Origin of the sequence: Pseudogracilibacillus sp. SE30717A (assembly GCF_037071985.1) — a bacterium.
In the GTDB taxonomy this organism is placed as follows: domain Bacteria; phylum Bacillota; class Bacilli; order Bacillales; family Amphibacillaceae; genus Pseudogracilibacillus.
Map to the genome: position 1 here is coordinate 72,494 of NZ_JAXHDF010000012.1, position 22,439 is coordinate 94,932.

The 22,439-nt window shown below is 34.5% G+C and carries 24 protein-coding genes; 2 read left to right on the top strand and 22 right to left on the bottom strand.

Translation table 11 applies throughout. The annotated features are described in order from the left end of the window. Window positions 1-52: 52 nt before the first annotated feature. From SPD48_RS17425 to SPD48_RS17510, 18 genes are all read right to left on the bottom strand, one after another. A complete protein-coding gene (locus SPD48_RS17425) occupies window positions 53-1,333 on the bottom strand; it encodes an L-lactate MFS transporter (RefSeq protein WP_336259404.1) in 1,281 nt (426 codons plus the stop codon). Between the two features lie 674 nt (window positions 1,334-2,007). Continuing rightward, window positions 2,008-2,358, bottom strand: a complete 351-nt coding sequence (locus tag SPD48_RS17430) for a flagellar protein FliT (RefSeq protein WP_336259405.1) — start codon at window positions 2,356-2,358, stop codon at window positions 2,008-2,010. Further along, complete coding sequence (gene fliS / locus SPD48_RS17435; RefSeq protein WP_336259406.1) at window positions 2,358-2,753, bottom strand: flagellar export chaperone FliS; 396 nt, start codon at window positions 2,751-2,753, stop codon at window positions 2,358-2,360. The genes SPD48_RS17430 and fliS overlap by 1 nt, the downstream gene beginning before the upstream one ends. Before the next feature lie 35 nt (window positions 2,754-2,788). Beyond that, entirely contained in the window at window positions 2,789-4,267 is a 1,479-nt protein-coding gene (locus tag SPD48_RS17440) for a flagellar hook-associated protein 2 (protein WP_336259407.1), read from the bottom strand. Window positions 4,268-4,279: 12 nt separating this feature from the next. Then, window positions 4,280-4,648 (bottom strand): flagellar protein FlaG, encoded by a 369-nt coding sequence (gene flaG, locus SPD48_RS17445; RefSeq protein ID WP_336259408.1) that lies wholly within the window; start codon window positions 4,646-4,648, stop codon window positions 4,280-4,282. Window positions 4,649-4,732: 84 nt separating this feature from the next. Then, entirely contained in the window at window positions 4,733-4,960 is a 228-nt protein-coding gene (gene csrA / locus SPD48_RS17450; RefSeq protein ID WP_336259409.1) for a carbon storage regulator CsrA, read from the bottom strand. 2 nt (window positions 4,961-4,962) lie between these two features. After that, entirely contained in the window at window positions 4,963-5,406 is a 444-nt protein-coding gene (gene fliW / locus SPD48_RS17455; RefSeq protein WP_336259410.1) for a flagellar assembly protein FliW, read from the bottom strand. 26 nt (window positions 5,407-5,432) lie between these two features. Next, complete coding sequence (locus tag SPD48_RS17460; protein ID WP_336259411.1) at window positions 5,433-5,993, bottom strand: DUF6470 family protein; 561 nt, start codon at window positions 5,991-5,993, stop codon at window positions 5,433-5,435. Window positions 5,994-6,058: 65 nt separating this feature from the next. Beyond that, window positions 6,059-6,982 carry a flagellar hook-associated protein FlgL gene (flgL, locus tag SPD48_RS17465; protein ID WP_336259412.1) on the bottom strand — a complete coding sequence of 308 codons (924 nt, stop codon included), beginning with the start codon at window positions 6,980-6,982 and terminating at the stop codon, window positions 6,059-6,061. A gap of 11 nt (window positions 6,983-6,993) precedes the next feature. Beyond that, window positions 6,994-8,577: a flagellar hook-associated protein FlgK gene (gene flgK, locus SPD48_RS17470; RefSeq protein ID WP_336259413.1), complete on the bottom strand. Its 1,584-nt coding sequence runs from the start codon at window positions 8,575-8,577 to the stop codon at window positions 6,994-6,996. 20 nt (window positions 8,578-8,597) lie between these two features. Then, window positions 8,598-9,119 carry a flagellar protein FlgN gene (locus SPD48_RS17475; RefSeq protein WP_336259414.1) on the bottom strand — a complete coding sequence of 174 codons (522 nt, stop codon included), beginning with the start codon at window positions 9,117-9,119 and terminating at the stop codon, window positions 8,598-8,600. Next, window positions 9,104-9,361: a flagellar biosynthesis anti-sigma factor FlgM gene (flgM, locus tag SPD48_RS17480; RefSeq protein WP_336259415.1), complete on the bottom strand. Its 258-nt coding sequence runs from the start codon at window positions 9,359-9,361 to the stop codon at window positions 9,104-9,106. Before flgM ends, SPD48_RS17475 begins: the two co-directional genes overlap by 16 nt. 142 nt (window positions 9,362-9,503) lie before the next feature. Beyond that, complete coding sequence (locus tag SPD48_RS17485; protein ID WP_336259416.1) at window positions 9,504-9,923, bottom strand: TIGR03826 family flagellar region protein; 420 nt, start codon at window positions 9,921-9,923, stop codon at window positions 9,504-9,506. 53 nt (window positions 9,924-9,976) lie between these two features. Beyond that, entirely contained in the window at window positions 9,977-10,663 is a 687-nt protein-coding gene (locus tag SPD48_RS17490; protein ID WP_336259417.1) for a ComF family protein, read from the bottom strand. Between the two features lies 1 nt (window position 10,664). After that, entirely contained in the window at window positions 10,665-11,810 is a 1,146-nt protein-coding gene (locus tag SPD48_RS17495) for a DEAD/DEAH box helicase (RefSeq protein WP_336259418.1), read from the bottom strand. A gap of 394 nt (window positions 11,811-12,204) precedes the next feature. Then, window positions 12,205-13,047: a DegV family protein gene (locus tag SPD48_RS17500; RefSeq protein ID WP_336259419.1), complete on the bottom strand. Its 843-nt coding sequence runs from the start codon at window positions 13,045-13,047 to the stop codon at window positions 12,205-12,207. A gap of 19 nt (window positions 13,048-13,066) precedes the next feature. After that, window positions 13,067-13,765, bottom strand: coding sequence for a response regulator transcription factor (locus SPD48_RS17505; RefSeq protein WP_336259420.1), 699 nt, complete (start codon window positions 13,763-13,765; stop codon window positions 13,067-13,069). A gap of 91 nt (window positions 13,766-13,856) precedes the next feature. Further along, window positions 13,857-15,020, bottom strand: a complete 1,164-nt coding sequence (locus tag SPD48_RS17510; RefSeq protein WP_336259421.1) for a sensor histidine kinase — start codon at window positions 15,018-15,020, stop codon at window positions 13,857-13,859. Between the two features lie 63 nt (window positions 15,021-15,083). Here SPD48_RS17510 and SPD48_RS17515 point away from each other — a divergent pair, with 63 nt between their 5' ends. Then, window positions 15,084-15,728, top strand: a complete 645-nt coding sequence (locus SPD48_RS17515) for a YigZ family protein (protein WP_336259422.1) — start codon at window positions 15,084-15,086, stop codon at window positions 15,726-15,728. Between the two features lie 420 nt (window positions 15,729-16,148). Beyond that, complete coding sequence (locus SPD48_RS17520; protein ID WP_336259423.1) at window positions 16,149-18,185, top strand: penicillin-binding transpeptidase domain-containing protein; 2,037 nt, start codon at window positions 16,149-16,151, stop codon at window positions 18,183-18,185. A 427-nt stretch (window positions 18,186-18,612) separates the two neighbouring features. Here the strand turns inward: SPD48_RS17520 and SPD48_RS17525 are convergent, their stop codons facing one another. The 4 genes from SPD48_RS17525 to adh all read right to left on the bottom strand — a co-directional run bounded on the left by SPD48_RS17525 (window position 18,613) and on the right by adh (window position 22,307). Continuing rightward, window positions 18,613-19,062, bottom strand: coding sequence for a hypothetical protein (locus SPD48_RS17525; protein ID WP_336259424.1), 450 nt, complete (start codon window positions 19,060-19,062; stop codon window positions 18,613-18,615). Between the two features lie 79 nt (window positions 19,063-19,141). Continuing rightward, the gene (locus SPD48_RS17530) at window positions 19,142-20,188 is read right to left on the bottom strand and encodes a hypothetical protein (RefSeq protein WP_336259425.1); all 1,047 of its coding nucleotides are present in this window, start codon (window positions 20,186-20,188) and stop codon (window positions 19,142-19,144) included. A 130-nt stretch (window positions 20,189-20,318) separates the two neighbouring features. Continuing rightward, window positions 20,319-20,681 carry a DUF779 domain-containing protein gene (locus tag SPD48_RS17535; protein WP_336259426.1) on the bottom strand — a complete coding sequence of 121 codons (363 nt, stop codon included), beginning with the start codon at window positions 20,679-20,681 and terminating at the stop codon, window positions 20,319-20,321. 105 nt (window positions 20,682-20,786) lie between these two features. Next, window positions 20,787-22,307, bottom strand: coding sequence for an aldehyde dehydrogenase (gene adh / locus SPD48_RS17540; protein WP_336259427.1), 1,521 nt, complete (start codon window positions 22,305-22,307; stop codon window positions 20,787-20,789). Window positions 22,308-22,439: the final 132 nt, after the last annotated feature.

Consider the following 22,439-nt stretch of genomic DNA (forward strand, 5'->3'; position numbering starts at 1 on the left):
AAGCTCAACGGTTACTCCTTGACATACCATTACGGCATAAAGTACATAGAGATTAAGCTTTTGACGCTACACCCGATACTTGAGGATCTCTTTTCGCTTGGTTTTGCTGTAAACGTCTAATATCTGCCCGAATCCATATAGAAACAAACAAGGCGACTGCAAACAGTACCCCAAAGATCGTCATCGTCATATTATAACTGTTCGTAAGGTCATATATTCTGGATAAGAGTATAGGTCCTACAACTCCTGCTAAAGCCCAAGCAGTAAGGATATAACCATGTATAGCTCCTAGTTGCTTCGTTCCAAATAAGTCGCCGATATAAGCAGGAACTGATGCAAATCCTCCACCATAACATGTTAAAATGGAAAAAAGTAATATCTGAAATAAAATCGGATTTGTCGCATAAGGCAAAGCGAAGAAAGCAATTACTTGGATGACGAAAAAAGCTGTATATACATTTGGTCGCCCGATATAGTCCGAAAGCGATGCCCACCCTAGTCTACCAGCACCATTAAATAGTCCAAGCACCCCGACCATTGCTGCCGCCGCAATTGCTGTCATACCCGTAATTTCTTGGGCCATCGGTGAAGCAACCGCTAAAATTGCAATACCGCAAGTAATATTAATAAACAACATGACCCATAACATCCAAAAACGTCTTGTTTTTACCGCTTCATTTGCTGTTAATTGAGACAAATCAGCTTTAATTTTTTTCGTACCATTTTGTTGACTTTCAATAAAACCTTTTGGTGCCCATCCTTCCGGTGGTGGAGCTAAATATTGTGCAGAAAGAATCATAACTACAAAATAAATAATTCCTAAAATATAAAATGTACTCGATATACCTACACTTTCAATAAGCCCTGCTGCTGCCGGCCCACTAAGTAATGCTGCAAAGCCAAAACCCATAATAGCTAGTCCCGTTGCAAGTCCACGTCTGTCAGGAAACCATTTTACAAGAGTAGAAACAGGAGCTATGTATCCTATACCTAGGCCAGTACCTCCAATTACACCATAAAATAAATATAATAAGGCCAACGATTCAAATGATGTAGCTAATCCTGACCCTGCTACACCTACACCAAAAAATGTAGCTGCAAGCATTGCAGATTTTCTAGGTCCTTGCTTTTCAACAAAACGCCCCATAAAAGCAGCCGATGTACCTAAAAAGAAGATAGCGATACTAAAGGCAAGTGATATTTGCGTCGTATCCCAACCATATTGATTGACCATTGGATTCGTGAAAACACTCCAAGCATATGCCGAACCAATAGATATGTGAATACCTACTGCCGAAGCAGCAATAAGCCAACGATTTTTAACCTTTTGCATGTAATTCCTCCTTAAAAAAGTGATATTTTATAGAAAGAGGTTGGGATAAAATAGTAGATATGAAACACGAACAATATTTCAAGGTAGCGAAAGAAATATACGGAGACTCCTGCCAGAAGTAAAGCCTCGATAAGACACTAAAAAGGCGAAGCCTGAAGGTGCTTATCAGCGTTGGCGGTAAAGGAGACACTGTGAAAGCAAGCGATAGTGCGGCTTGGACAGATGTCGCTCTTATGCCAGTGGTTAAAGCGGAGTATATTTCTGTAGCGACTATTATAAACATAATTATTCGTGTTTCGATAACTTTTTCTAGCTTATGTCCCAACCTCATTCATACCTTTTATTTTGAAGAGACTTTTTACGGGTCAAAAACCTTTCACATTCATTGCTCTTGTATGCATTTTGTTCCGTAGATGTCTAGAATGTGCAAGTGTATATGTACAAAAACAATCAATTTTTAAAATTTAATTTAATTGCAATCATAACATGTAAGCGATTTCAATTCAACGAGATTTTTAATTATTATCTGAATGTATAAAATATATTATATTTTTTGCTCCATCGTGTATAACAAGATCATTTACACTGTAATGTATAGATAGAAAAATCCGAACGAATTCAAATGTACAGAACAAACTTGAATTCTAGTTCGGATTACTTGATGAATGAATCTATTATTGTTTTCGGTCTAAATACATACCATCTGTCGTTTTAATCGGACCATATGGATTAATATAAGAACGATTTAACTTTTTTTGTTGTTTAACTTGTTTCATATCTTCTTTTACCTGGGAATATAATGCATCCATTTTCACTTTAATCTGTTCATTTAATTGAACAACTTTTTGTCCAATCTCTTCTTCATCTTCTGTATAAGGCCCTTTTATTTGCTCGATGATCGTTTCCCGTTTACCAATAAGCTCATCAATCTGCTGAATCGTTTGTTCCCGATTGGTAGCATGTTCATTTTCTAACGCTTGTAAGATAGCTTCGGAAATTTCATATAACTGTTCAAGATTCTTCATTATACTTGTGCACCTTGGACATAGGTGGAAGCTCCTTGTTTCATCACTTCTTTCCACGTGTTTCGGAAATCAGTCACATATGTTAATGCTTCTTCTAAACAGTTTACATCATTTTTAATATTCCCTTGTTGAAGTTGAAAATGAATATATTCATATAATGGAAGTAATTGTTTAGAAATTTCAATTTCTTGATCAAGTGTTAACATTAATTCCTGAATTATATCTTGTGCTTTTTGGATATTTGTATTTTTTGCTTCATAATTTTTTTCATTAACCGCTTTTATCGCTTGATTAATAAACTTAATACATCCATTATAAAGCATCATCGTTAGTTGTGGTCCTGAAGCAGTGTTCACCGCATTGTTCTGATATGTTTGGAATTGTTTTGACATCATAATAAATTCACTCTCCTACATTTGTAAGTTGTCACTTACATTCCACCACCAAATTGAGAGAATAGATAAGATGATTGCTGATTAAGATTAGAGATAGCTTTTTCCATTTGAGTAAATTGGTTCCAATACCTTTGCTCAACTTGAAGCATTCTTCGTTCAAAATCAGAAATTCGCTCATTCATTTCCTTCATTCGTTTACCGATTGAATAATTATCTAATGTATTACCTTCTCGGCCAGCCTGTTTTTCAATTTGACCTTTCACACGGTCAACTGCATTATCAAACCGATTAATTAACCCACGTTCATTTCCTTCTGCATTATTAACAAATAGTTTGTATACATCATCTGGATTTTCTCGAAGGGCTTCTTTTAATTTCTTTTCATCAACTTTTAATTTCCCGCCATCCATATAATCCTCTGTTGTTGTAATCCCAATTTGACTTAGTAACGTATACTCTCCACCGGTTTCTACCTTAGACTGCAAACTTTGTCTAAGAGCATACATCCCATCTCTTAATAGAGATTCATTACGTAAAATACCACTCTTCGCTTTTTCTTCCCATTGCTCGATCTGTTTTTCTGACATTTCAGCTTTTTGTTCATTTGAAAGCGGCTGAAAATCTCGGAAACGTTCTTCGGATTGTGATTTGTTCAGCTTATCAATTGCTTCATTGTATTTGTCAACAAACTTGATAATATTATCAAATGCCGCATCCACATCTGTATCAACCGTGACACGTGAAGTACCGGTTGCTTTAAAATCAAATGTCACACCGTTTAGAGTATAGGAGTTGTCTCGCGACGTCAATGTTAATCCATCATTATAAGAGAATGTAGCATTTTTTGCTCTAACATTATCTGCTAACTGATTATTACTCAATCCCAGAAAATCGGTAAAAAATTCGTTTCCACCTTCAGAAGGCCCAAATTCTATTTCATTTCCATTCTCATTTTCGTTATATTTTCCTGTTCTAGTAGTCTCCAACACCACTTGTTTTGAGGTTTCATCATAAAAAGCACGAACGGTATTTCCGCTAGCTTTTTCAATGTTCTTCAACACTTGTGGTAACGAATCGCCCTCTTCAATCGTTAATTTATGTTCTTGCCGGTCACCTTTTTCATCATAGGTATAGAATGTATGGGTACCTTCAAATGAAGATACATCTTCTGGATTAATTTTACCACTAACCTGCATTTCATTCTTCGCCAATTGAGTAACTTCAATATTATACGATCCATTCGGTGCATTCGAATTCGCTGTTACACCTATGATGCTTTCTTGCGAAGATGTAGCTGATTTTGGCTTATATGTATAAGACATTTTCAAGTCAAACATCATGTTATCAAGATCTAAAAGCGTACTGTTAATTTCCCGAAAAGCATCACGCTTCCATTCTAATATTGTCTGTTGTTGCTTTAAGCGATCTAACGGCATTCTTTCCGCTTCCATTAATTTTTTAACCATTGCTTCAATATCCATACCTGAAGCAATACCACCAACACGCATTACCATTTTATTTCCTCCTTAAATCTTTTCGTCTACTAATAATCCCATATATTCTGTCATTGCTGCATACATATCAAGCATTTTTTTAGGAGGGATCTCCCTGATAATTTCATCAGTAAGAGGATTTACAACTGTAACATAATATTCATGTAAATCTTCATGGAATACAAATTTCAAATTCGTTTGAATCGGATCAATAAAATCATTCAGTTTTTCAACTGTAGATTTTACGTCTCCCCGACTAACTTCCTTTACCGGCATATTGTTAGCTTCTTTATTTAATGGTACATTTTTTTGCTGCGATTGTTTTTTAGATACTTGATCCGGCAATAATTCATTTTGATGATGGATAGCCGATCCGTGATTTGAAATAGTATTCATACTCATGATCATACACTCCTATTCTATTTTCCTATTCTGTTTTCTTATTGTATATATCGGCTAGGCAACAGAATAGTTTAATATAGAAGCTTAACCTTCACTTTCTTTTTCAAAAAGAGTAAATATATCCTTTGGAAGCTTCGCAGCTTCATTGTTTTGGACTTGAATCGCATCATAAATCTCTTTACGATGAATTTCTACTGATTTTGGCGCTGAAATTCCGATCTTAACTTGATCACCTTCAATACCTAAAATTGAAATTTCAATATCTTCACCGATTCGAATAGCTTCCTTTGTTTTGCGCGTTAATATTAACATCGTTAAACCCCTTTCTCTTCCATGGGGAACGAAATAGCGGCCTTCATTTCATATTGATCATATGGCAAAATATACTGTTTTGCCTGCTTGTTTTTCGAGTTGATAATAATTGGGGCTTGTAAGTTAATCGTACTAAGATGAAACGGCTCTTGAATCGTCATAATTGCTAAAATAACAATATTCTTTTCTTCCTGAATATTTAACGAATCAATAATAGGCTCATCCAATTTGAATGTGTAGTTCTTATAATAATAGTGCGGATTCGTCACTATAAATGCTAAATCGGGTGTTTGAATAGATTGTAAGATTTGCATCAGTTCATTCCCAGGAATATCAAGAATAACAAATTTAGTTTCATCGTTAAATCCAGGCAGTCCAGATTCAAATTGAATTATCTTTTCGTCTTCAATTTGAACCTTTCCTAAATATTTTGTATCAATTAGCATGAAATACATCCTTTCTTTACATGCTTTTAAACATACAGATTTTCAAAATCTATTTTTAATTGGGCATACTGTTCTATCGTTATATCTACATTGCCTCTTTGAAAGGTTAATTCCGGTTTCACTACTTGTGCATTAATTAAAGGCTTATTTTCCTGTACGTCAACTTGTAAATCTCCTGGTTCATAAAAAATCTTAACAGCAAAAGGGGAAGGAATATATTTGAAACCTAATGTTTTCATCGTATTGCTTTTTTGATATGCTTGTTCCGCAAACATATCGACATTCTTATGAATGTCAATTAGGCCGGCTCCCTCTTCTGCTCTACGTCCCGTTCCCTCTGATACTGCCCGCATCCCTTCGGCTGCATATTTTTCGTTTAATCGTTTTGTACTCATTAAATTCATTTCTTCCCATGCTTGACTTTGATCAATGGTTAACTTACCTCTAGGAGCTCGAATTGACATATCTGCTTTTGGCTGTTCAATAGACAACTCTGCTTTACCTTGCTTTAATTCAATCTGTGCTGGATTCTGTTTGATTCCAATCCTGGCAAATTGAGACTCCATCCTAATTTGGGGAAATCGCACAAAATCCCTCCTCTCTCATTTAAGAAAGTAAACCCTGTCCAATAATCTTAGACAGGGTACAAGTATTATCTTAAAAAGTCAATTAATGATGGTTGAATAATTTTTGCTCCAGCTGATAATGCTGCACGATGAATCACTTCTTGTGTAAGTAAGTTCGTAACTGCTTCTTCAAAATCCACACCTTCATTTTTCATCATTGTATCTTTAGCAATTATTTCTTGTTCAGCCAAACGATCTTCTATCAATTCTACTCGGTTCATACGTGCACCAAGCTCTGCCCGTCCATTTACAATATTGAGCATGCTTTTGTTTAATGCCTCAATACTATCGTCAATGGTTGCTTCGCCTTCTGCAACATTATCATCATTTTTCAATGCATTAATAAATCCATTAATATTATCAAATAATTCTTGATCAAAAATACCTTCAGGACTTACGTTAATAGGTATTTTAATTCCTTTTGATATTTCTATTTGAACTGGAAAAATTTCATCTAAACCGTCTCCATCACCAAAAGTAACATGATATTTTCCATTTTCATCTGGTGTAGGGTTAATAGGCGGCTTATCTGTATTTGTTCCGTTAAAAATGTACTTGCCATTCACTTTTGTATTAGCTAACTCTACAAGCTGCTCCTGTAATTGCTCTACTTCTTTCATAACACTTATCCGTTCATCTTCACTATATGAACCATTTGCAGCTTGAACCGCAAGATATTCCATGCGTTGGACAGCCTTTGTCGCTTTATCTAATACATCATCAGAATGATCCATCCAGTTCCATGCATCTAAAGCATTTCTTCTAAATTGTTCGACTTCAGTAACTTGTGTACGGTAACCCATCCCTTTCATGGCGATCACTGGATCGTCAGATGGGCGGCTTATTTTTTTACCCGTATATATTTGTGTAAAGTACTTCTCCATTTGGGCTTGACTCTTAAACAGATTATTCAACATATTATTTTGTAACATTGTATGTGTTATTCGCATATACCCTCACCCTATCTTCCGACTAATCCTAATTGATTAATGATTCGATCAATCATCTCATCAATTGCAGTCATATTCCGTGCCGCAGCATTGTATGCATGTTGGAATTTAATTAAATTTGAAATTTCTTCATCAAGAGAAACGGCGCTAACAGACATTCTGGAAAAATCAATTTGTGCTTGTATTATTTCAGTACTTTCCTTCATTTTTCGAGCCTCTTGACCTTTTACACCAAGATCACCAATTAACGAAGCATAAAACTTTCTAGCAGACGTATTGCCAAGTCCATCTAAACTTTGATCAAAGACATCTGCAAGTGCATGAGCATTATCACCATTTTGGCTACCTTTATCTGGATCTCCGGCAGCAATTAAATTCTCATTTTCCAATATGTCGATATTAATAGTAATATTTTCAGCAGTAATCGATTCATCACGATCTGTTGAATTTTTATAGTCATTATCTTCTTGGTTAGCTTTGTTAACAAAAAACTTACTGCCGTTACCATCATTGTCTTCTTCTAAATGTTTCCCACCATGATGTACTCTATTAAATTCATTCGCAAACTCTCTCGCCATTTTATCTAACTCAGCTAACATTTCGGGATAAAGCCCTTTTACAACTCCATTCTCTTCGTACCCATATGATTCTATTAACGCACTGAATGATCCGTCTGATTTCAATATATCTAAATTTTCTAATTCCTGACCGGCTATCGATACACTTGTGATCGGACCTTTTTCATTCGCTCCCGGTTGAACAGAAATTTCATTAACTGCTGAATCTAAATCTTTTCCTGATCTTGCATCAATTAAAAACACGCCATCTGGACTAAGTGAGTTGCCTCTGGAATCGAGAATTTCAATTGATACAAGACCATCTGCTATTTCAAGAGAGCTTTCACTACTAGGAGTACGATGTACTTTAATATTCATATAGTCTGAAAGTTTATCAATTAATCGATCACGCTCATCATATAGATCATTTGCTAACATTCCATGTGGTTCTACCTTTTGAATTTGCTTATTTAATTCATTAATTTGTTTTAGCAAAGAATTCATATCTTTTACTGACACATCAATTTGGTCTTTTAGATCAGACTGAATTGATTGCATACTTTTTGACAGATGATTAAATGTTTCTGCAAGTGCCAAGCCTCTATGAGCAACGACAGAACGGGCACCTGAATTATCCGGATTATCCGCTAAGTCTTGCAATGACTGCCAAAAGCGATCCATCGTTTTTGCTAAGCCATTTTCAGAAGGTTCGTTTAGCACTTGTTCCATTCTGGTTACTGCTTCTTGTTTTTTCTCCCAATATCCTAGTGTGCTATTTTCAGTACGAAATTGAAAATCTAAAAACTGATCTCGTAAACGTTGAATGGTACCTATTTCAACCCCTGTTCCCATTTGACCCGCTCTATTTGGCATACCACGTGATGGATTAGGAAAAGGAGTCGTCGTTTCAAAATTAACACGTTGTCTAGAATATCCATATGTATTTACATTGGCTATATTATGTCCTGTCGTATATAACGCACCTTGTTGAGCAAAGAGTGCTTTTCTTGCAAGTTCTAATCCTTGAAATGTACTCATGTCATATCTCCCTACTTTATTTATGCTTTCGAATCAAATACGGATTGTTTAATCCTTTCCTGCTTGACGGTTTTGTTCGTATAATTAATTGATTGTGCGGATGGTTGAAGCATATCTAATGATAATTGAACAAATTGCATGGATTGTTGAATCAGCTCATTATTCAATTGCTCTGTTTGCTTAAGTTCAATAATACTGTTCGCTAATTTCGTTACCGCTTCGTCTAACCGCTTTTGTTCCTCTTTATTTGTTATATGGTTCATTAACTCACTAACGGTTTTATCCTTCTGTCCAATTCCAATTTCATTAAATACTTGATTTACTAGTTCTTGACGCTTCGTTTCACTTTGTACAATCGCTTGTAATTGCTTTCTTTCTTGCATAAGCAATTTAGAAAAGTTATCCATATCACCTGATTTAATTTGTTCTGTTTTACTTTTGGATATAGAAATCAGCATTTCATGGTGTTCCGTTAATTCATCCAAATTTGTTAATAATTTCTCTGTATGAATAATAATAACCTCCCCTACTGTTTCGACCAAAAACTATTCATTTTCTGGGCGGTTTTCTCGTAGTCAATTTTGTATTCACCTGATTGAACAAGTTTTTTTAATTCGGCTATACGCTTTGCACGATCAACCGAATGTTTCTCATTCATTTGCATCTTTTTTGCTGCATCTGAAATGTTAAGTTGGTCTTTTTGGGTATCATTTTTCTTAATTACTTGCTTCTGTTGTTGACTTTTATATGCATTTATTAAAGGATTTGGCCCTTGAATTTTCATTTAAACTACCTCTTTCCTTTGAAATTACCGTTCAAAATCTCCTACTAATACTAATATCGGATAAAGACTTTAATTATTAAATTAATAAATTTATTAACTAGCTAAAGTCATACGATTACCGACTAATGATAAGAGTAAAAAACTATTTGTTACCTTTTTGCATTATATAGTAAATGGATTCATGTTGACTTTTCCTTCTCTTTTCTGCTATTTCCTCCATTTGATTATGATGTTTTAATTGGGTTTTAATTGTATCTGTGCAATTATAGCAAAGCTTTCCTTCTACAATTCCAGCCTCACATTTTTCACAAGGATAAGATAGCTTCGGAAATTGTGAAGCCCGAAGTCTATTTTCTTTCATAAATTTGATAATCAAATCTTCTTCCACTTTGGTAGCTTCTACAATTTCAGCCATCGTTGCTTCACGGTTTTTTCTTTTTGTCAAATAGCGATATACAGTTTGAAATGCTTGCTCTTCTTCTTGATAACATGCTTGACAAATATCTCTAATTGTTTTTGCAAATACTACACCACAACGCTCACAGTTACCTAATTTACTCATGAGTATCACCCGTTCAACTTGTTTTTTATAGTATAGCATAACGTGCTAAAAATTTAGCCTCGAATCAATGTATATGCATAAATTTTCGGACATCCATTTCCTTTCAGCAAATGTGCTGCATGACGTAACGTTCTTCCAGTTGTATATATATCATCGACCAAGACAACGGGTTTGTTAATAGATTCTTTTAAATAGAAAGGATTTTTTGTATTCATTCGTTGAATTTTACTCTTCTTAGCTTGTTTTTCACTATGATGTCGTTCTAATAAGAGTGATGGAGAAGGATGAATAAAAGAGGCTAATTCTAATGCTTGGTTAAAGCCGCGTTCCTTGCTTCTTTCGTCACTAAGTGGAATAGGAACGATTTTAACATGTTTAATCTTTTCACTGAATTTTTGTTTAAATTGCTTTGCAAATAGCTGACGGAAGATTTCTCCCAAAATGTAGTCGCCTTGATATTTCCACCTTATCATTACTTCTTTCATAAATGAGTTATACGAAAATAATGAGACATTTTTACTTAATGGGTCTTCATCATTATATATGGACTTCCAGCTTGTACAATCGTCGCAAATTTCTCCGTAAAACGGACGTGAACATTTACGACAAACAGGACCCTTTATTTTTTCAATTGCATTTTTACAAACCTGGCAAACATTAACTTGTGCCTGAGGATTAAAAACTTCTGTCCAATGAACTTGTACTATTAATTGCGCATCACACCACAAACAGTTTGTCATTCTACTCTCCTTTCATCCATAGAGTACTATTTATATTTTTTGCTCGTTGATTCATTTGTTTAATTGAACGGATAGAACGCTTCATTGCATTTGTTTGGCCATTATGAAAAAAAACAACTTCTCCCGACGGGTCTTTTGGGCTTCGTCCGGCTCGTCCTGAAACTTGGACAAGGGCAGCTTCATCAAACACTTGATGATCTGCATATAAGACAGCAACGTCAACTGAAGGAAAAGTTACACCTCTTTCTAATATGGTCGTTGTTATTAATACAAAAATGTAATTTTTACGAAAAGCAATTACTTTTTCTTCTCTTTTTTTGTCTTCTGCATGCACAGATTGTATTTGAGATGGCATTTTTATTATACTTTCTTCAAAAAGCAATTTCTTCAAAGGGGCTCTTAATTCATTTGCTAGCTTGATTGTCGGGACAAAGATGAGTAATTGTCTTTTAGGTCTTTCTCTTGTACGTATCCATTCTACAAACTGAACAATCCCTTTTGACTCGTTATGACTATTAAATTTTTTCAATACAGGAACAGGTAAAAAATAACCATGAAAACGAATGGGGACAAAAACGTGGTCTAATTTTCTTGTTTTTATTTGAATCTGTAATTTTTCCCGTGGAGTAGCAGTTAAATATATCTGTGCGGCTTCTTTCTTACGTGCTTGCATTGCAGCATATTGCAAGGTCAGATCATTGTGATAAGGGAATGCATCAATTTCATCAATAATTAATACATCAAAGGCTGCTCGATAACGATACAGTTGATGGGTTGTAGAAATAATGAGTTGTGCCGTCCCATCATTATCTCTGCTCCCGCTGTAAAGAGCTTGAATATGTATGTGTTGAAACGCTTTGCTTAGTCGAGGCAATAATTCCCTTACAACATCCGCTCTTGGAGTCGCAATACAAATCCTTTTTCCTTGTTGCAATGCTGTAGTAATACCAGGAAACAACATTTCTGTTTTACCAGCCCCTGCAACCGCCCAAACGAGTAATTCTCCTCCTTTTTTTACGATCTGGTTAATTTTATTTGCTGCATGTTGTTGGGCATTCGTTAATTCCCCTAGCCATTTAGAGGGATGCTTATGTTTTTGCCATTTATATGAATCCCCACTCCAAAAATAGAGTGGTTCACATTCCATAACTCTGCCCATTGCAATGCAGTTTCTGCAATAGTAATGGGTATAATTACATTTTGTGCAAGGGATTTTTGCAAAAAGAGATTTTTTCATATTATTGCATCTCTGACAGGTTGATGTAAGGAAGGTTTTCTGAATAGAAGGTCGTGAAGTAAAGTAGGAAGCTTGAAGTAAATTTTGAAAGGTATGTTCATTTAGAGATATTTCTTTTCGGGTTAATAACTTACCGCTATATTTTCTAGCTAAAGTTTGTATTTGTATTTTACCGAGATTTTTGTCAATATTTATTTGGGCGACGTCAGGGGAGTTCGTTAGCCTCCTCCCCTGCACTTGCTTCATTTTAGAAAGAAATCGCATCATGATTTGTTTTAGATAAGATCTAAAAATGAAGTTCACCTCATTCCGTGTACCAGCAAATGCCGATAGAACCTTCGCCTAAATGAGTACCAATTACTGGTCCAAAATAACTGATAATCGTTTCAATTTGTGGATACTTTTCTGCAAAACTATCACGTAATGTTGTAACAGATTCTTTATTATTAGCATGGATAAAAACAACTCGTACAATCTGTTTATTTTCTGCATCATTTTCCAGCATACTCATAATTCGATTAATCGCTTTTTTACGCGTCCTTATTTTTTCAAACGGGACAATTAATCCGTCTACAATATGTAATATTGGTTTTATATTTAACAGACTTCCAATAATTTTCTGAGCACTATTTAAACGGCCGCCCCTTTGTAGGTGACTTAAATCATCTACCATAAAATAGGCTTTTGTCTTAGCTTTCATGTCATCTAATTTGGCAATTATCTCTTGAACTGTCTTTCCTCCTTGTACCATTTCAGCGGCAGCAATGGCATAAAAACCTTGAGGCATAGCACTAAGTTCAGAATCATATGCATGCACTTCAATATTTTCAACCATACTTCCTGCACTTTTAGCGGCATCATATGTCCCACTAAATTTTTTGGAAAGATGGACCGAGATGATAGCATCATAGTCTTTCGCAAGCTCTTCATATAACTCGATAAATGTTCCAATTGCTGGTTGAGAGGTAGATGGTAAATCTTTTGCTTCATTTACTTTTTTATAGAAAGATTCTGTAGTTATGTCTATTCCCTCTCGAAATGACTCATCCCCAAATACGACACTTAATGGTACTGTGTGAATGTTATATTTATGTAATAGTTCATCAGGTATGTAAGCAGTACTATCTGTAACGATCGCTATTCTCAATAGTCTCCCCCTTTTTTTTCTATTTATTAAACACTTCTACCCAACCGTTTCTAATTGCTGTTACTACAGCTTGAGTTCGGTCGTTCACATCCATTTTCTGTAGAATATTACTTACATGGTTTTTTACTGTTTTCTCACTAATAACTAACATTTCAGCAATCTTTCGATTACTCTGTCCTTCAGAAAGTAATTGCAATACTTGACACTCTCTTTTAGTCAATAGATGTAATGGTTTACGATACTCAATTTCAGTCAGATTAGAATTCGCTTCTTGTGTTTTAATTAATTTGCGATACTCCTGTACAAGATTATGTGTAACTTTAGGATGTAAATAAGATCCTCCGTCATACACAACTTTTATCGCTTCCATTAAAGATTCAGTATCCATTTCTTTTAACAAATACCCTTGAGCACCTGTTTGGAGTGCGTGAGTTACATAGCTTTCATCTTCGTGTATCGATAGAATAATAACCTTTAAATCTGGATTATTTTGAAGTAATTCCTTTGTAGCTTCTATACCATTCATTTCTGGCATATTTATATCCATTAACACAATGTCAGGCTGGTACTCTTTAACTATATCTTTTGCCTCAAGCCCATCATCAGCCTCTGCAACAACTTCAAAAGAAGGCTCAAAACTAAGTATTCTTTTAACCCCTTCACGAAATAATTTATGATCATCTATTAGTGCAATTGTAATGACTTCCTGTGATACCATTCGTATTTCTCCTCCATTAGTTTTATCTTATTGTATCTGTTTATTAATCAAAATGCATCATATTATATAAAATTATAACAAAATATAGTTATTAATTCGCATCTTGACTTACACGATATGGGATTTTTATCTTAACTGTAGTACCTTCTCCCCTCTTTGTATTTATGACCAACTCTCCTTCGAGAATCTCTACTCGCTCCCGCATTCCGATTAAACCAAATGAATTTTTCTTTAACTCTTTTACACATTTATCAAAGCCAATTCCATCATCTTTTATTACTACTGTAATTTGATCGTCTCGTGATTCGATTACTACTTTTATCGATTCAGCTTGAGCGTGGTTAATCGCATTTTGAAGTGCCTCTTGCATCAAACGAAAAATGGCAACTTCATAATTTGTATCTAAGCGTTTTTCTTCACCCAATAAGATGAGTTCGATATCAATCCCACTATAGTCACCCATCGTTTTTACATGTTTCCGGATTGTTGGAAACAGCCCCAAATCATCTAAAGCCATAGGACGAAGGTCATAAATGATCCTTCTCACTTCTTGTAGAGATGAACGGATATTTTCCCGAATACTTTTTACTTCTCCTAAAGCGTGATCAACGTTTCCTTCGCGAAAAGCTAAATCAACAATCTCTGAACGTATCAATATGTTTGCGAGCATTTGTGCAGGTCCATCATGAATCTCTCGTGATAATCTCTTTCTCTCAGTTTCTTGAGCTTCAATAATTTTCAACCCGAATTGTTGCTTCTCTTTTGCTGTTTTTAAAGCTTCATTTACATGGCTGAAATCATCATGAAGATATGTGAGCACTACAGAGACTTTTCTGCCCAAATTATTAGCATGTTCTATTGTCCGACGTAAACGCATAATTCTTCGCTCTAACTCGTCCCGTCTTTCCCGAAGAGCTTTTTCTTCCTGCCTCATAATCGCTAATTCTGTTTGTAATGTATGGGTTTGTTCATATACTTGACGGATATCGCTTTCTGAATATCGGTTAAATTCACGGCTAACTAAAGAGAGTTTCTGTCTAGACTTTTTTACTTCTTTTTCGAGCTTGTCCCCTTTTGAAATATATTCTTTAACTAATTCTTTCGTTTCTTCTAATTCCCGGAGCAGATAAGAATGTTCATCCATTGCTTCTTCACTTATATGAAAAATTTCATCTTTACTTTTCTCAACCGCATTCGTCATTTCATCAATGATCGCATCTAACGTTTTTTCGTCCATTTTATTTCCTAATACCATTACTTTCACCGACCTATGTTATAATTGAAACAGTACCTTTTTTCATCGGAGGAATTGTAGAATATGTTAAATCAATATTATACAGTAAAACAAGCTGGTTCACACGAAATAATAATTCAAAAATCCAGGTTTATCGGCTATGTACAAAGGGTCAATACAGAAGAGAATGCAGTTTCATTTATTCAAGAAATAAAAAAGAAACATTATAATGCGACTCATAACTGCTCTGCCTATATTATTGGTGATCATGATCAGATTCAAAAAGCTAATGATGACGGAGAACCAAGTGGCACTGCAGGCATTCCAATGTTAGAAGTGTTAAGACGTTTAAATTTAAAAAATACAGCCGTAGTTGTGACAAGATATTTTGGCGGGATTAAACTAGGTGCAGGTGGTTTAATTCGTGCTTATAGCTCTACTACTTCAGAAACGATCAAACATATAGGTATCGTCAAGGGACAATTGATGCAAGGAATCTCATTAACGGTTAGTTACCCACTTTTAGGAAGAGTTGAAAATTCATTACATCAATCTCCACATATACTAGATGAAATAAATTATTTAGAAAATGTAGAGCTCGTAGTTTATGTACATATCGACTACATCGAAACATTTAAATCCGAAATGATTAATTTAACAAATAACCAAGTACGTATTCTGCTTAAAGATAAAAAATATATTGAAACTGAAATCAATGCTGCTCCATAGTCTAGTCGTTTAACGATTAGTCGCTATTAGCATGGTTTTCTGAAACTCATTAACAACGAGATTAATAAGTTGATCTGTGGATGTGATATTATGATTCTCTGTTTCTTGTATAAAATTTCTTAATAAACTTTTTAATTTTTCTTGATCCATTGACTTGTTCACCCTTATCGTAATTTTCGACATAAATTTAAATACTGCTATTAATTGTTAATATACCCTATATTATTTTAAACAAAAAATGTAAATTCTACAAGCATTAACTAAGTTTATGTCTAAATTATTATATGCACGACGTACTGAAAATGAATCTTGTTTTATTCTTTATAAACTTATACATTTTTCATTAATATTATTTATTTTCTGTAACTAAAAAGCTATACTTAATAAAGATAAAAGTAACGCCAATTTGGGGGGCTATTAATGAAGAAATTGTTTTACATTGGAACTTTAATTATTTTACTATTTATTATGGGGTGTTCTAAAGATGAGAGCAGTCCAAACGATCGAATGAAGCAATATGTAGAATTATGGATGAAATCAGATTTCACCGAAATGTATGACTTATTAACAGAAGAAGCTAGGGAAAGCTTTCCAACAGATGAATATGTAGATAGATATGAAAAAGTATTTAAAGATTTAGAAATAAATAAGTTGGAAATTACCTTTACAGAATTAAATGATGAACAAGAAAAACAAGCTTTCGATCAAGGGAGTGCTACATATTCTTTACAAGTAAAGATGGAAAGTATCGCTGGTCCAATTGAATTCGAAAGAGATATGACTCTTCAAAAGGAAAAAGACAGAGCTTCAGAAGATGACGAAGAAAAAGAAGAATGGTATGTGGAATGGGATCCGGGGTTTATTTTCCCTGATTTAGCAAAAGAAGGAAAAATAAAAATCGAGACTACTGCAGCTAAGCGGGGCGAAATTCTAGATCGCAATCAAATGCCTTTAGCTATAAATGATATAGCGTATGAAATCGGAGTGGTACCAAATCTTTTTGAAAATAAGGAAACAGAAATTGAACAAATTGCAAAATTGTTAAATATAACAGAAGATTCCATTAATACCAGTTTAAATGCATCTTGGGTAGAAGATGATCATTTTGTTCCATTAAAAGTTATTCCAAAAACAGCTGAAGAACAATTAGCTAATCTGTTAGCAATTCCTGCAGTTACTTCTGTAGAAACGACTGGCAGAATATATCCGGCTGGGGAAGCGGCAGCTCATCTAACAGGATATATCGGAAAAGTTACTTCAGAAGAAATAGAAAAATATCCGGAAAGACTCTATAAAGAAAGTGATATAATTGGCAAACGTGGATTAGAACAATTATATGAGGAACAACTTCGGGGAACGGATGGCGTCACAATTATTATTGAAATACAAGATGCCGATCAAAAAGAAGAGAATGTATTGGCGGAAAGACCGGTCAAACATGGTGAGCATATACAAGTTACTATTGATGTCAATTTACAGGAAAAGATTTTTAATTCTTATGGAGATAAGTCAGGAACAGCTGCAGCCATACAGCCTAAAACTGGAGAAGTTTTAGCACTTATTAGCAGTCCATCTTTTGATCCAAATGAACTGGCATACGGTATTAGTCAAGCAAAATGGGATGCGTTAATGGAGGATAAGAAACAACCATTTATTAATAGATTTACTGCAACCTATGCACCAGGATCTGTGTTAAAGCCAATTACAGCTGCTATTGGATTGGCTAATGGAACGATTAAACCAGAAGATGGGGTTACTATTGAAGGATTAACATGGGGAAAAGACAGTTGGGGAGATTATAAAGTCAAACGTGTTTCAACAGGAGCAAACCCTGTAGATCTTCATTCAGCTCTTATCCGTTCCGATAATATCTATTTTGCAATGAAGGCTGTTGAAATGGGTGGAGATAAATATTTGGATGGATTAAAACAATTTGGTTTAGGCGAAGAACTTCCATTGACCTATCCATTCTCCGTTTCACAAATTTCGAATGATGGTAAATTAAACGATGAAGTATTATTAGCAAATACGAGTTATGGTCAAGGAGAAATTGAATTAAGCTCTCTGCATATGGCACTGACATACACAGTATTTTTAAATGAAGGAAATATGATAAAGCCAAGCTTTTTAGTAGATGACCCTAAAAGTGAAATATGGATTGAAAATGTTATGGATAAAGAAGATGCAGAATTAATGAAATCCTATTTACGAGATGTTGTTACAAAAGGAACAGCAAAAGTAGCAAATAATGATAAAGTCGCAATTGCTGGAAAAACTGGAACAGCAGAACTAAAATTATCTCATGATACAAATGGAAATGAAAATGGCTGGTTTGTAGCCTATCCATCAGATTCCGAAGACATCTTAATTGCAATGATGATGGAGAGTGTCCAAGATGTAGGTTCCAGCAGTTTTGTTGCCGGAAAAGTTGCCGAAATTTTAACGGAAATTAAATAATCACTTATTAAAAGGTTAAGACTCATTCGTTTTTGTTTTATTGTAAAATTGCGTAGGTGAAAAATTTAGCCGACAATAATTGAATTAGTAATATCGGACACGGAAAAGGTAAATGTCTTTCCGTGTCCTTTTATATTATTGATTTCCTAATAGACCGTTACTTCCCGTTCTAGATGGATGCCTCCGCTCAGAATGGAAAGCAGTAAGTAGTAGGATTACTTATTCAAAATATAATCATAAAATAACGTTTCTGAAATTTTCCCTTTCCCAACTTTAAGAAAAAAGAAATTAATTTCACCAATGTCCCCATATCACAAAACCACTTTTCGAGCAGGAATTTTAAACTTCTTATTGTATTAACTGGTGACAAATTAGTCCGCTTTTTAAACAAAAAAAGAGAATTTCCTATCGTCATAGAAAAATTCTCTTAAAGTAATTGTACCAGTGTATTAAAAGTGTGAATGTCACCTTCATCAAGCGATTTATCAATGAGTCGCTTAATGTTTTGTTCTTCTAACTCTTTAATTAAACGTTCTGTCTTTTCATTTATTTGCTCATCTTGTTTCTGTATGCTCAAAGTCTTTTCGTAATATGGTTTAATAATTTCTTCCAATTGATCCATAAAATCAACGAGTGACGTTAATTTTTTCATCGTAATATAAATAATTTCTTTCCCTTTTTGAAAAGCAAACTTCGTCTCTGTATTAACAACTTGCTTCGTTTTCCGGTTAATTAAAATCTCTTGACCTTCAATTGGAACAAAATGGTATACCTTTTTGTTAATTAATAATGAGAAATATTGGTAAGCCAATATTATCCGAATATACTCTGAATTCATTTTAATATAATAAGGTTTTAATAATTTAACTGTTACCATTTTTCCCACCTCCTAATTGAAGCAAATAGTTTTAGTTGACTTATTTTACAACGAATTCAGAAAAATTGCAAGAGTGAAATTATTGTTTTATTGCTATTTTTTGGATAGCACTCTCTAACTCAACCTCATTTACTTCCTTAAATCTCTTCTCTTTTTCTCTTTCTAACAATTTTGTTTGTCTAAGCTTATTAATACCTTCTCGCATTTCAGTTTTATATTGTATTGTAAGTTTACTTATTTCGGTTGCATATTTCTCATCTGTTCCTTTAGCAACCGTCTTTTCATATAAATCTATAATCTGATCTCCTTCACGAGAAGGAAAAAATTCATGGGGATCTGTACTATCAAACAAGCAATAGTCAAGCTCTCTTATAATGAGCATATCGATACTTTCAGGATCAAAACTGCAATGATATAATTCAATATCAAATCCATGCTCAATACTTGATTCTAATATTTTCTTCATAAAGAATGACTTACCCGTACCTGCCCTACCTTTAATAAATACTCGATTTTCAATTGGATCAATTAGATGTTCAACAAGGTTTACAACTCCATCGGAAGTATTCGTTCCAAACAAACGTTCATAAATAATTGAATCCTTCTGTTTTTTCTTTATTCCATTAAATAATAAATGGATAAATTGCTCTGCTTCTTGATCCGCCTTATTAAAATCCATCTCATTAATATAAATCTTTTCTAAGTCATCATGGATAATTAATCCCCTTTTAAAATGAGTATATGCTTCATTTTGTAAACTTACGATTTTACTTTCAAATTCTTTTAACAAATCTTTATTTATCCCACTTGGTTGGTAATTTTCGAGATTTATATACGTAGCGTTATTAATTTTATCTTTTACGACTTGTTCAGCTAGGACAGCTAATGAACTTTCTCGCATAATGATACCTTCTAGATAATCATTTGATCGACTACTGCATATCCTTTCAATATGCTCTTTTCCTTCAAATGGGGCAGCTAATTTTTCTAACACTCTTGTTTTCAATCTGTTAGAAGGATGTTGTAACACTATCACTTTGTTGATTTGCACTAAATTACTAGATAAAAAGTTAACATATCCTTCCGCCGTATGACCACTTACGTAATACTTTGTTACATGTTGCACCCTAAAACACTTCCTTTTTGCGAACAATTTACTCCATTATATGATTAAAAACTAATTTTGTTTTCTCGGTTGAAAAGAATAAAGATTAATAAAAGATCGTCAAATTTATACTATTTGACGATCTCCCAGTTTAGCTCATTTTATTTAATTCTTTTTGTTCTTCTTCCGTAAATACTCTAGAACGTGTTAAAAAACGTTTTCCTTCAGGTCCTTCCAAGGAAAACATCCCACCTCTTCCATCTACAACATCAATAATTAATTTTGTATGTTTCCAATATTCATATTGATCTTTAGACATATAAAAAGGTGAATCGCCAATTTCTCCAAGGAGGACGTCTGAATCCCCTACTCTAAACTCATCACGTGGATAACACATTGGTGAACTACCATCACAGCATCCACCTGATTGATGGAACATAAGTGGACCATGCATTTCCTTTAACGTTTCGATTAAAGTAATTGCCTTATCTGTTGCTGTTACACGTTCAACCATTTTTATCATCCTTTCTATTCTTATTATATAGTAGGAAGTATGAAATGATGCAAAACTTATTTGTAAAAAAACTCCCACGAATTGTGGGAGTCACTGTTTTCTTTTTTAGAATAGACCTGTTGGCCCATCACTATAGCTAACAAGCATATTTTTCGTCTGCTGGTAATGGCCTAACATCATTTTATGAGTTTCTCTTCCGATACCTGATTTCTTATATCCGCCAAATGCTGCGTGAGCAGGATACTGGTGATACGTATTCGTCCATACACGTCCAGCTTGTATACCACGGCCAAAGCGGTACGCTCTATCAATGTTTCTAATCCAAACCCCTGCACCTAATCCGTACAATGTATCATTTGCAATTTCCATCGCTTCTTCATCATCTTTAAACGTTGTGACAGATAGAACTGGCCCAAATATTTCTTCTTGGAAAATACGCATTTTATTATGACCTTTAAAAATAGTCGGCTGTACGTAATATCCCCCGCCCAGTTCGCCTTCAAGTTTATTAGCACTTCCTCCTATTAAAACTTCGGCTCCTTCATCTTTTCCGATCTCTAGGTAAGACATAATCTTTTCCATTTGTTCAGTAGAAGCCTGAGCACCCATCATTGTTTCCTGGTCAAGTGGGTGACCAATTTTGATTTCATTTACTCTAGCAATTGCCCGCTCTATAAAATCATCGTAAATCGACTCATGAATCAATGCACGCGATGGACAAGTACATACTTCCCCCTGATTCAAAGCAAACATAACAAGACCTTCAATTGCTTTATCTAAAAATCCATCATCTTCATCCATAACATCTTTAAAGAATATATTTGGAGATTTTCCACCTAATTCAAGAGTTACCGGAATGATATTTTCAGATGCATACTGCATGATCAACCGGCCTGTCGTTGTCTCTCCAGTGAAGGCAATTTTAGATATTCTGCTACTTGAAGCAAGTGGCTTTCCAGCTTCTAAACCGAATCCATTCACTACATTCAACACTCCAGGTGGTAAAATATCTTTAATTAGATCTAGTAAAACATGAATGGATGCAGGTGTCTGCTCAGCAGGTTTTAAAACAACACAATTACCCGCCGCCAGTGCAGGGGCAATTTTCCAAGTAGCCATTAATATTGGGAAGTTCCATGGAATAATTTGCCCAACAACTCCTAATGGCTCATGAAAATGATACGCAACGGTGTCATTATCTATTTGACTTATTGTTCCCTCTTGTGCTCGGATAGCTGAAGCAAAATAACGGAAATGATCAACAGCTAATGGAATGTCTGCTGCTAAAGACTCCCGTACTGCTTTTCCATTATCCCACGTTTCTGCAACTGCTAACATTTCTCGATTTTCCGAAATTCGGTCAGCTATTTTATTTAAGATATTTGCTCGTTTAGCTACGGGAGTATTTCCCCATGCATCTTTCCCTTTATGTGCAGCGTCTAGGGCTAATTCAACATCTTCTTTTGTAGATCTGGCAATCTCACAAAACACTTTTCCGGTAACCGGACTGGAATTTTCAAAATATTTTCCATTAGTCGGTGGTACATATTCACCTCCGATAAAATTATCATACCGATCTTTAAAGTTAACAACTGATCCCTCTGTATTTGGATTTGCGTATTTCATTTCGTTTCCTCCTTTTATTTGAAATCGCTTTCAAAATCTATGTAGATCATGTTGCTGTTACTCTGATCATACCAATTCAATTAAATATTTTCAACTAATTTTTCCAAATAATCCTATTTACCTTACCTAAAT

Excerpts from the sequence above, each read along its gene's own strand:
- SPD48_RS17490 (WP_336259417.1), bottom strand. The coding sequence starts at position 10,663 with ATGACAAACTGTTTGTGGTGTGATGCGCAATTAATAGTACAAGTTCAT.
- SPD48_RS17485 (WP_336259416.1), bottom strand. The coding sequence starts at position 9,923 with ATGAGTAAATTAGGTAACTGTGAGCGTTGTGGTGTAGTATTTGCAAAA.
- flgM (WP_336259415.1), bottom strand. The coding sequence starts at position 9,361 with ATGAAAATTCAAGGGCCAAATCCTTTAATAAATGCATATAAAAGTCAA.
- SPD48_RS17430 (WP_336259405.1), bottom strand. The coding sequence starts at position 2,358 with ATGAAGAATCTTGAACAGTTATATGAAATTTCCGAAGCTATCTTACAA.
- SPD48_RS17520 (WP_336259423.1), top strand. The coding sequence starts at position 16,149 with ATGAAGAAATTGTTTTACATTGGAACTTTAATTATTTTACTATTTATT.
- adh (WP_336259427.1), bottom strand. The coding sequence starts at position 22,307 with ATGAAATACGCAAATCCAAATACAGAGGGATCAGTTGTTAACTTTAAA.
- SPD48_RS17535 (WP_336259426.1), bottom strand. The coding sequence starts at position 20,681 with ATGGTTGAACGTGTAACAGCAACAGATAAGGCAATTACTTTAATCGAA.
- flaG (WP_336259408.1), bottom strand. The coding sequence starts at position 4,648 with ATGAGTATGAATACTATTTCAAATCACGGATCGGCTATCCATCATCAA.
- fliS (WP_336259406.1), bottom strand. The coding sequence starts at position 2,753 with ATGATGTCAAAACAATTCCAAACATATCAGAACAATGCGGTGAACACT.
- SPD48_RS17425 (WP_336259404.1), bottom strand. The coding sequence starts at position 1,333 with ATGCAAAAGGTTAAAAATCGTTGGCTTATTGCTGCTTCGGCAGTAGGT.
- fliW (WP_336259410.1), bottom strand. The coding sequence starts at position 5,406 with ATGCTAATTGATACAAAATATTTAGGAAAGGTTCAAATTGAAGACGAA.
- SPD48_RS17525 (WP_336259424.1), bottom strand. The coding sequence starts at position 19,062 with ATGGTAACAGTTAAATTATTAAAACCTTATTATATTAAAATGAATTCA.
- flgL (WP_336259412.1), bottom strand. The coding sequence starts at position 6,982 with ATGCGAATAACACATACAATGTTACAAAATAATATGTTGAATAATCTG.
- csrA (WP_336259409.1), bottom strand. The coding sequence starts at position 4,960 with ATGTTAATATTAACGCGCAAAACAAAGGAAGCTATTCGAATCGGTGAA.
- SPD48_RS17440 (WP_336259407.1), bottom strand. The coding sequence starts at position 4,267 with ATGGTAATGCGTGTTGGTGGTATTGCTTCAGGTATGGATATTGAAGCA.
- flgK (WP_336259413.1), bottom strand. The coding sequence starts at position 8,577 with ATGAGTACATTTCAAGGATTAGAACTTGCAAGAAAAGCACTCTTTGCT.
- SPD48_RS17510 (WP_336259421.1), bottom strand. The coding sequence starts at position 15,020 with ATGGTATTAGGAAATAAAATGGACGAAAAAACGTTAGATGCGATCATT.
- SPD48_RS17515 (WP_336259422.1), top strand. The coding sequence starts at position 15,084 with ATGTTAAATCAATATTATACAGTAAAACAAGCTGGTTCACACGAAATA.
- SPD48_RS17505 (WP_336259420.1), bottom strand. The coding sequence starts at position 13,765 with ATGGTATCACAGGAAGTCATTACAATTGCACTAATAGATGATCATAAA.
- SPD48_RS17495 (WP_336259418.1), bottom strand. The coding sequence starts at position 11,810 with ATGGAATGTGAACCACTCTATTTTTGGAGTGGGGATTCATATAAATGG.